This is a genomic window from Elstera sp., assembly GCF_044372965.1.
Taxonomy (GTDB): domain Bacteria; phylum Pseudomonadota; class Alphaproteobacteria; order Elsterales; family Elsteraceae; genus Elstera.
Map to the genome: position 1 here is coordinate 20,243 of NZ_JBILQX010000031.1, position 7,934 is coordinate 28,176.

Sequence of the window (7,934 nt, forward strand, 5' to 3'; positions counted from 1 at the left end):
TTACCAGCGCGCCGACAGGCTGACCATGAAGGTCCGGCCCGGTTGCGTGTACCGCTCCAGATCGGTGCGGTTGGCTTGGAAGCCCGATACATCCAGCGCGTTGTAATATTGCTTGTCGAAGAGATTATACACACCGGCGGTTAGGCCAAACTGCTCGGTGATATCCCAATAGCCCGACACATCCATAATGGTGGCCGAGGGCACTTTGTAGAAGCTCGGGTTGCTCACCCGGTCCTTCTGGGCATAGTGGCTTGCCATTAGGCTCGCGCCCCAGTTTTGGGTCGGATGATCGTAGGTTAAGCCCGCGCGCAACGTGAAGGGTGCGATGTTATCCAAGGGCTGGTTCGTATCGTCGTTGGTGCCGTGGGCATAGGCAAGGCTGCCGTGCAGGCCCCAATCCGGCAAAAAGCGATATTCCCCGCGCGCCTCGAGCCCCCAGATGGTGGCTTTCGAGACATTGCGTGACTGATATTGCGTGATGCCGTCGCGCGTGACGCCGATCATCGTGCTCTCGATGAAATCGGTATAGGCATTGTAGAAGCCTGAGGCGCTAAAGCTGCTGCCGTCCTTGAACTTACCGCGCAGCCCCGCTTCCACGCCGTCGCTTTCTTCGGGCTTCAGATTGGCATTGGGGAGAATCTCATAGCGCGACGGGCCGTTGGTGAAACCAATATTGGCATCGTCATAGGGCGGGGCGCGAAAGCCGTGGGCATATTGCCCGAAGACCGAAAACCGCTCGTCGATTTTATAGGTCGTGCCGAACTTCGGCGAAACGGCGGTGTCCGAAAACTCCCGGATCTGGAAATTGCGGTAATTGGTATTGGCGAAGGCCTGATCGGGCGAGGGCGTGAGGCGGTAATAGTCGAACCGCACGGCGGGCAGGAAGGTCCAAGGTCCGGTTTTGATTTCGTCCTGCACATAGGCCCCGGCTTGCAGGGTTTTCGTGTCGGGGAAAGTCTTGTTCGGGAAAACTTCCGAGGGAACCCCCGGCCCGCCCGAAAAGCTCTGCGTGATCGCGCCGGTCGCAAGCGTCCGCTCGTAGCGATTGCGCGGCCGTTCAGTCTTGGTTTGGTCGAGCGACAGGCCATAGGTGAAGGCATGGCTGAGCCCAAACCAATCGGCGGAGGATTTCGCCTGCACCTCCCCGCCGTAAATATCCTGAGTGAAATCAAGATCGCTGTAACGGTAGCGCGCAAGGCCAGTGGTCAAGCGCTGCTGTTCGGTCACTTCCTCCCGGCTGGCGCGCGTGTAGAAGAGTTTCGTGTCGATCTGATCGATGAAGCTCAGCGGGCGCGCGTAGCTATGGTCGAGACTCACTCGGTAGCGCTGGGTTGTATCCCGGCCTTGGGAATCGAGTACCGAGGCGCTGCGGTCGGTCAGAACATTCGTGTCGGTTTCGCGCTTCAGATATTCGCCGGTCAGGCGCAGGCGGTTGCCCTTCTCGCCAATGGCGAGTTTTCCCAGGAGATTATCGCTGGTGTAATCCTGCGGATTGGCTTTCAGCGCGCCCTTGTTCTTCACCTCATGTCCGTCGCGGCGGGTGTAGTTCAGCAAGCCCTCGACCGGGCCGACGCGGCCCGCGGCGGTGGCGGCCTTGCCGAAGCTTTTGTCGGAACTATCGTAGGAGCCGCGCCCGCCGATGTACCAATCGCGGCCCACCTCGTTCAGATAATCTTCCGGGTCTTTGGTGACATAGGCCACCACGCCGCCCAGCGCATCGGACCCGTAGAGTGCCGAGCCAGGGCCGCGCAGGATTTCCAGGCGCTTTAAACTGTCGAACTCCACCGTATCGCGCGTATAGGCGGGGTTTGAGGCGGGGAAATCGGGCAGTTTTACGCCATCGACCTGCACCCGCACGCGGTTTCCGCCGATACCGCGAATGGTGTAATTCCCTTGGCCCGCGCGCGTCGGCTGATTGCCCACCGCAACGCCCGGCTCGTAGCGCACGGCATCTTGCGGACGATGCACCCCTCGGCGGCGCAAATCCTGCTCCGGGATCACCGTTACCGTGCCGGTTTCCTCCCCGATGGGTTTTTCCGTGCGCGTGCCCGTCACCGAAAGCGTATCGAGCTGCGTGACCGGGGCGGCGGGGGTTTGCCCAAGGGCGAGGCCCGGCAGCAAAAGCGCGGGTAGGGCAGCAGACAGGGAAAGCGCCCGCAACCGCGAGCATCGGAAAACAATCATCGCAACTCACCAACAACAGGGTAGGCAAAAGCCTGGAAGGAAAACCCGGTGCTGGCGAAAGACGTGGCTGGCGGGGGCGGGGGAGGGTTTAGGCGGAGGAGCTTTGCGCGCCCGCTACTTCGTTAGAATCAGCTTATTCGTTGACGTTAAGCGCAGGCGGTAGTGATCGGTTCCGTGCTGGATCAGCACTTCCCGCTGCGTCGCAAAAAGATCGCGACTCTGGAGAATCGGCAGATCGCTCGGCACGGTGCGGGCGGTGGGCTCGCCCAGAGTGCTGGAAACGTCAGCAAGGTTCGACATGGCAAGAGACCCCTTAGGATTGACAGGGGGAAGCCTAACGCTGCTCACTTGCGAATGCAATCGATTCTTAATTGCGAAATTGAGGCCCGGCTTTTTTTGGGAGCGACGGTCGTTTTTTGTGCTGTGCACCCTAAAACTCGGTTTAAATAGCTGGCCCCAATAGGCTCACCGGGGCGGCGCAGGTGCCGCCGCGATTGACAATCGGGGCGAACATAGGCAGGGTCCGCCCGCCTGATAGAGCCGGGGAATGCCAGTCAATGCGGACTTTTCTCGATTTCGAGAAGCCAATTGCCGATCTTGAAGCCAAGATCGAAGAACTGCGGCATCTGACCTCAGATGATTCGGTGAATATCGCCGAAGAAGTCGGTCGTCTGGAAGTCAAAGTCGATAAGCTTTTACGCCAAACGTTTGCCAAGCTCACCGCCTGGCAAAAGGTGCAGGTCGCCCGCCATCCGCAGCGCCCGCATGGGGTGGATTACATCGCGGCGCTGATCGATGATTTCACGCCCTTGGCGGGGGATCGGTCGTTCGGGGAAGACGCGGCGATTATCGGCGGGCTCGGGCGGTTTCGCGGGCAAAGCTGCGTGGTGATCGCGCAGGAAAAAGGCCATGATATGGCCACCCGCATTAAACACAATTTCGGCATGCCCAAGCCCGAAGGCTACCGCAAGGCTATTCGTCTGCTGGAACTGGCCGGGCGCTTCAATCTGCCCGTCATTACGCTGGTCGATACCGCCGGAGCCTATCCCGGCATCGAAGCCGAAGCGCGCGGCCAGGCCGAAGCCATTGCTCGGTCCATCGACGCCTGCCTTGCCGCGGCCGTGCCGATCATCAGCACGATCATCGGCGAAGGCGGCTCGGGCGGCGCGATTGCCATTGCCACCGGCAACCGCGTGAACATGCTGGAGCATTCCGTCTATTCGGTCATCAGCCCGGAAGGCTGCGCCTCGATCCTTTGGCGCTCCTCGGACAATGCCCAGGACGCGGCGGAAGCCTTGCGCATCACGGCGCAAGAGTTGGAAAAGCTCGGCGTGATCGACGCGATTGTTCCCGAACCCTTGGGCGGCGCACACCGCGACGCCGGCGCGATCATCGCCGACGTCGGCACCATGATCGAAGACCAGTTGCGCCCGCTGCTGCTGCTCGACGGCGCGGCGCTCAAGCAGCAGCGCCGCGAAAAATTCCTGGAAATGGGACAGAAGGGGCTTTAGCGGCCCCTCCTAACCTTCCGCCGTCGTAAGGCTATTCGCCTCGCCCGTATAGAATTCCGGGTAGTGTTTCGCCACGACCGGACTGTCGGACGCGAGCGCGTGGCAAGTATCGAGAATCGGCGGGCGGCGGCTGCCGAAACCGGGCTGGAGGGGCGACGCCGAATCCTTGTCGGTAGGCTCGATCACGCCGCCGTCGTCACCGCGGTTGAGGGCTTTCAGCCGCGCTTTACCGGGGGCGATGGTCTGGAAGGCAACCGTGGCGACCGGGCCTAAGAGTTCCACCAGATGGGTACAGCCGTGGGTTCCGCCGACGCGCGCCTTCACCGCTTTCGTCCAGCCGGGGCCGATTTTCAGCCCGATGATGCGCTGAAAATTGCCAACAATGGCCGGGCACATTTCGAAGGGGGAATGGTCGGTCACGGCTTCCACCGCTTGGACGGTAAAACTATCGTCCACGGTCAGGCGCAGCCACATTTCATGCACGGGAACGCCGGGCTCGACGCGGCCGCGCCACGCATTATCGAAGGCATAGGCTTTCACATCGGTCAGATGGGCTTCGATATCCCACAGCCCGTCGGCGCGGTGATAGCCGTTCAGGGTAATCTGCCGAGTGTGAAAAGGCTCGCGGGCGACAGCGGGCGATAGGGGCATCGGAAAACCAACTCACTAAAGTTTACCTTAACGGAAACCTCAGCGTGCGGCGGGTTCGAAAGCTTGGCAAGGGCGCGCCGGGGGCAAAGGCCCGCCCCCGGCGCACAGCAGGTCTGCGTTAAGCCGCAACCGCCTCATCGGCCAGCACCGCCTGATAGGCGGGGAGCGTTAGGAAGGCTTCGAAAGTCTCGCTGGTCACGAGCGTATCCAGCAGGGCAGCGGCTTCGGCGAATTTACCCGCCTTGAACGCGTCATCGCCCAGCTTCGCCCGATAGGTTTCCAGCTCTTCCGCTGCAAAGGCCCGCACCAGATCGACCGTGATCTTGCGCCCGTCCTTCAGGGCGCAGCCGTGGCGCAGCCATTGCCACACTTGCGCCCGGCTGATTTCGGCGGTGGCCGCGTCTTCCATCATATTATGCAGCGGCACGCAGCCCAGCCCGCGCAGCCAGGCTTCAAGATAGCCGATACCAACGTTGAGGTTCATGCGCAGACCGGCTTCGGTGATATCGCCCTTGGGGGCCGTCACGAGTTCCACCGCGTTCGGATGCACATCCTGGCGCTGGCGCGGAATCTGATTGGCTTCCTTCATATGTTCATCGAACACGGCCTGCGCCGTGGGGATAAGGCCGGGATGGGCGACCCAGGTGCCATCGTGCCCATCGGTCACTTCGCGCAGCTTATCGGCCTGCACTTTGTCGAGCGCGGCGGCATTGGCTTCGGGATTATCCTTAACCGGAATAAGCGCCGCCATCCCGCCCATCGCGTGTACTTTGCGCTTGTGGCAGGTCTTGATGACCAATTGGCTATAGGCGCGTAGGAACGGCGAGGTCATCGTCACCGAGGCGCGGTCCGGCAGAATGGCGTTGGGATCATTGCGGAATTTTTTGATGTAGCTGAAAATATAATCCCAGCGGCCGCAGTTGAGCCCGGCGGAATGCTCGCGCAGTTCATAGAGGATTTCATCGACCTCGAAGGTCGCCAGAATGGTTTCGATCAGCACGGTGGCCTTGATCGAACCCTGCGGCACGCCGAGGAGCGTTTGCGCTTCGACGAAGACCGAATTCCACAGCCGCGCTTCGATATGGCTTTCCAGCTTGGGCAGGTAGAAATAGGGGCCGGTGCCGCGCGCCAGCGCTTCCTTGGCATTGTGGAAGAAATACAGACCGAAATCGACCAAGCTGCCCGAGGCGATTTCGCCGTCGATGACGATATGGTTTTCTGGCAGGTGCCAGCCGCGCGGGCGCACGAACAGCACGGCGGTTTCATCCTTCAACGCATAGGCTTTGCCATTGGCGGGATCGGTATAGGCGATGCTCTTGCGCACGGCATCGCGCAGGTTGATCTGCCCGTCGATCATATTGGTCCAGGTCGGGGTGCTGGCGTCCTCAAAATCGGCCATGAACACTTTTGCGCCCGAATTCAGCGCGTTGATGACCATTTTGCGGTCCACCGGGCCAGTGATTTCCACGCGCCGGTCGAGAATATCTTTCGGCAGCGGGGCTACCGTCCAATCGCCGTCACGGATCGCGGCGGTTTCGGGCAGAAAATCCGGCTTCTCGCCCGCATCCAAGCGCAGTTGCCGTTCGTCGCGTAAGGCCAGCAGGCGCAGGCGCTCGGCATTGAATTTACGGTGCAGATGGGCGACGAAGGCCAAGGCCTCATCCGATAAAATTTCCTCGAACCCCGGCTTCATTGCCCCAGTCACCTGGATACCCTGCGTCACACTCATCACTCAATCCTCACCTTATATATAGGGCGCGTGTTGTTTGCTTTGACGGGGCCGGGGCGGCGGCGCTCGCACTGCACAGCAAGGTAAGGGAATTGGAGCCGCTCGCCAAGCCAGCAGACGCGCTTTCTGGGGCTGCCTAAATTTGTGCGCCTGCGAAGAAGGCAGGGCGCTGTAAATTTGTGCAGTGCACGCGCAGCTGCCCGTTTCACCGGCAAGGGTTTCTGCCGATTCTAAAATGGCATGGATGTTGCTAATTTGCGTCCACGGTGCGGGCAAGGGTCGGTTCGCGTCGCAAGGGGTCTCGAACAGGGGGGCCTCGGCGCGGCGCACGATAGCTGCAACGGCAGGTTGGACGGGGAGGCTTCACCAAAATATCCCGCAAAACTGCTTATCCCTTGCCCCACCGCTCACAAAAGCCCCCGTCCGGGGGCTTTTTGTTGCCTCGATTCGAGTTAACGGCCTTTCAGCCCGCTGCGACAAATGCCGCAGGGGGGTTGACAGGGCTTTTGCACCTGCGCGCATTTTTTGGTCGCATCGGCTGTATTTCGCGTTTGATTCTTGCGCGTTGTGGCGAAAATTAGAATGAGCAATGTCGAATAAGGCATTGATTTGTCACTATGCAGCCGACTGGGACCTGCCATTCCATGCGGCGCGTGCAAAGCTGGCGCGGTCTTATTGCGCTGCACAATGAGCGGGGTTGGATGTAGTTTGGTTTCAACAAAACAACAAACACACCTCCCCGACCTGAAAGGAGCTACATCATGGCTCGTATCTCTGCCCTAAACACTGGTTTCGCCGCTTCGGCCCCCACGACCTCGCTTACGGACACGCTGAATGCCTGGTACGTGCGCTGGCAAGAACGCCGCGAACTCGCCTCGCTCGATCAGCGCGCGCTCGATGATATTGGGCTCAGCCGTGGCGACGTTCTGACCGAAGTCAGCAAGCCGTTCTGGCGCGCCTAAAGCCCGCCCTAACGCCTTACTCTATTGCTGAAGATGCCGCGCCCCAATTTGGGGCGCGGTTTGCTTTTGGGGCAAGGCCCGCGGGCGGGCCGAGGCTTATCCTCTTTCCGCGCGTATATATAGTCTCGGGATTTCTCAGCATTAGCGTCTGAAGAAATGTGAAAATACCCTAAAACGCCGCTCCTTTTTTAGACAGAATGATGACGGATGGAGCGGATTTATCGGGGCATCTGGGCAAATTTAGCCCGGTAAAATGAATTAAGAATCAAGGTATTACCCCAACAACGCCCGATAACCTTGTGTATTTAATGGAAATTTTCCCGCCGTAACGAGTGTGGTATCTTGGCCACATGAGGGTAAAAAGCCACTCCTAACCTGCACAGCAGGCTTGCTACGACGTAGGGCAATGGGGTTTTATACGCCTGTCCCGAGCGGGGAGGGTCAGTTGATGGTCCCCCGGAAGGGTTCGTTTTGGGTTGAGTACCACCAAGGGGTATTGACAATGAAAAAGATTCTTCTGGGCACGTCTGCCCTCGTTCTGTTGGCCGGTGCCGCTGCTGCGCAGCAAGTCACCACGAAGGCCCCCTTCACCGTTACGCTCGGCGGCTCGATCCGTTCGGACTTCATCATCGTCAACGATGATGCTGCTAACGCCGAATCGCGCGAAGCTCGCCTTGATTATCGTCTGACGCTGAAAGCCGAAGCTAAGGCCGAAAATGGTCTGACCTACGGTTTCAGCGCCCGTCTGCGTAACAACCAGAACGGCTCGGGCCAGGCCAACCAAGACGTCGTTGGTGCCGACACGAAGTTCATTTATATGGGCGGTTCGTGGGGTAAGGTTGAGCTCGGCGACACGCTGGCCGTTGACACCAACCTCGAAGTTCAGGCTCCGTCGGT

General features: G+C 59.9%; 7 protein-coding genes. 3 read left to right on the top strand and 4 right to left on the bottom strand.

The features are described 5' to 3' along the window. Together ACIQ36_RS06470 and hemP are read right to left on the bottom strand one after the other, a co-directional pair. Positions 1–2,184, bottom strand: coding sequence for a TonB-dependent hemoglobin/transferrin/lactoferrin family receptor (locus tag ACIQ36_RS06470; RefSeq protein ID WP_395827086.1), 2,184 nt, complete (start codon positions 2,182–2,184; stop codon positions 1–3). Between the two features lie 114 nt (positions 2,185–2,298). Then, positions 2,299–2,484 carry a hemin uptake protein HemP gene (hemP, locus tag ACIQ36_RS06475; RefSeq protein WP_395827090.1) on the bottom strand — a complete coding sequence of 62 codons (186 nt, stop codon included), beginning with the start codon at positions 2,482–2,484 and terminating at the stop codon, positions 2,299–2,301. A 257-nt stretch (positions 2,485–2,741) separates the two neighbouring features. Here hemP and ACIQ36_RS06480 point away from each other — a divergent pair, with 257 nt between their 5' ends. After that, complete coding sequence (locus ACIQ36_RS06480; protein WP_395827094.1) at positions 2,742–3,695, top strand: acetyl-CoA carboxylase carboxyltransferase subunit alpha; 954 nt, start codon at positions 2,742–2,744, stop codon at positions 3,693–3,695. A gap of 9 nt (positions 3,696–3,704) precedes the next feature. On the opposite strand, the gene ACIQ36_RS06485 is transcribed toward ACIQ36_RS06480, so the two are convergent. Then, positions 3,705–4,346, bottom strand: coding sequence for a DUF2889 domain-containing protein (locus ACIQ36_RS06485; RefSeq protein WP_395827097.1), 642 nt, complete (start codon positions 4,344–4,346; stop codon positions 3,705–3,707). A gap of 118 nt (positions 4,347–4,464) precedes the next feature. Next, positions 4,465–6,075: a malate synthase A gene (gene aceB / locus ACIQ36_RS06490; protein WP_395827100.1), complete on the bottom strand. Its 1,611-nt coding sequence runs from the start codon at positions 6,073–6,075 to the stop codon at positions 4,465–4,467. Positions 6,076–6,836: 761 nt separating this feature from the next. Here aceB and ACIQ36_RS06495 point away from each other — a divergent pair. Both ACIQ36_RS06495 and ACIQ36_RS06500 read left to right on the top strand, forming a co-directional pair. Further along, positions 6,837–7,037, top strand: a complete 201-nt coding sequence (locus ACIQ36_RS06495; protein WP_395827103.1) for a DUF1127 domain-containing protein — start codon at positions 6,837–6,839, stop codon at positions 7,035–7,037. Positions 7,038–7,539: 502 nt separating this feature from the next. Further along, positions 7,540–7,934: porin (locus ACIQ36_RS06500; protein WP_395827106.1), on the top strand; the 395-nt coding region annotated here is incomplete at its 3' end.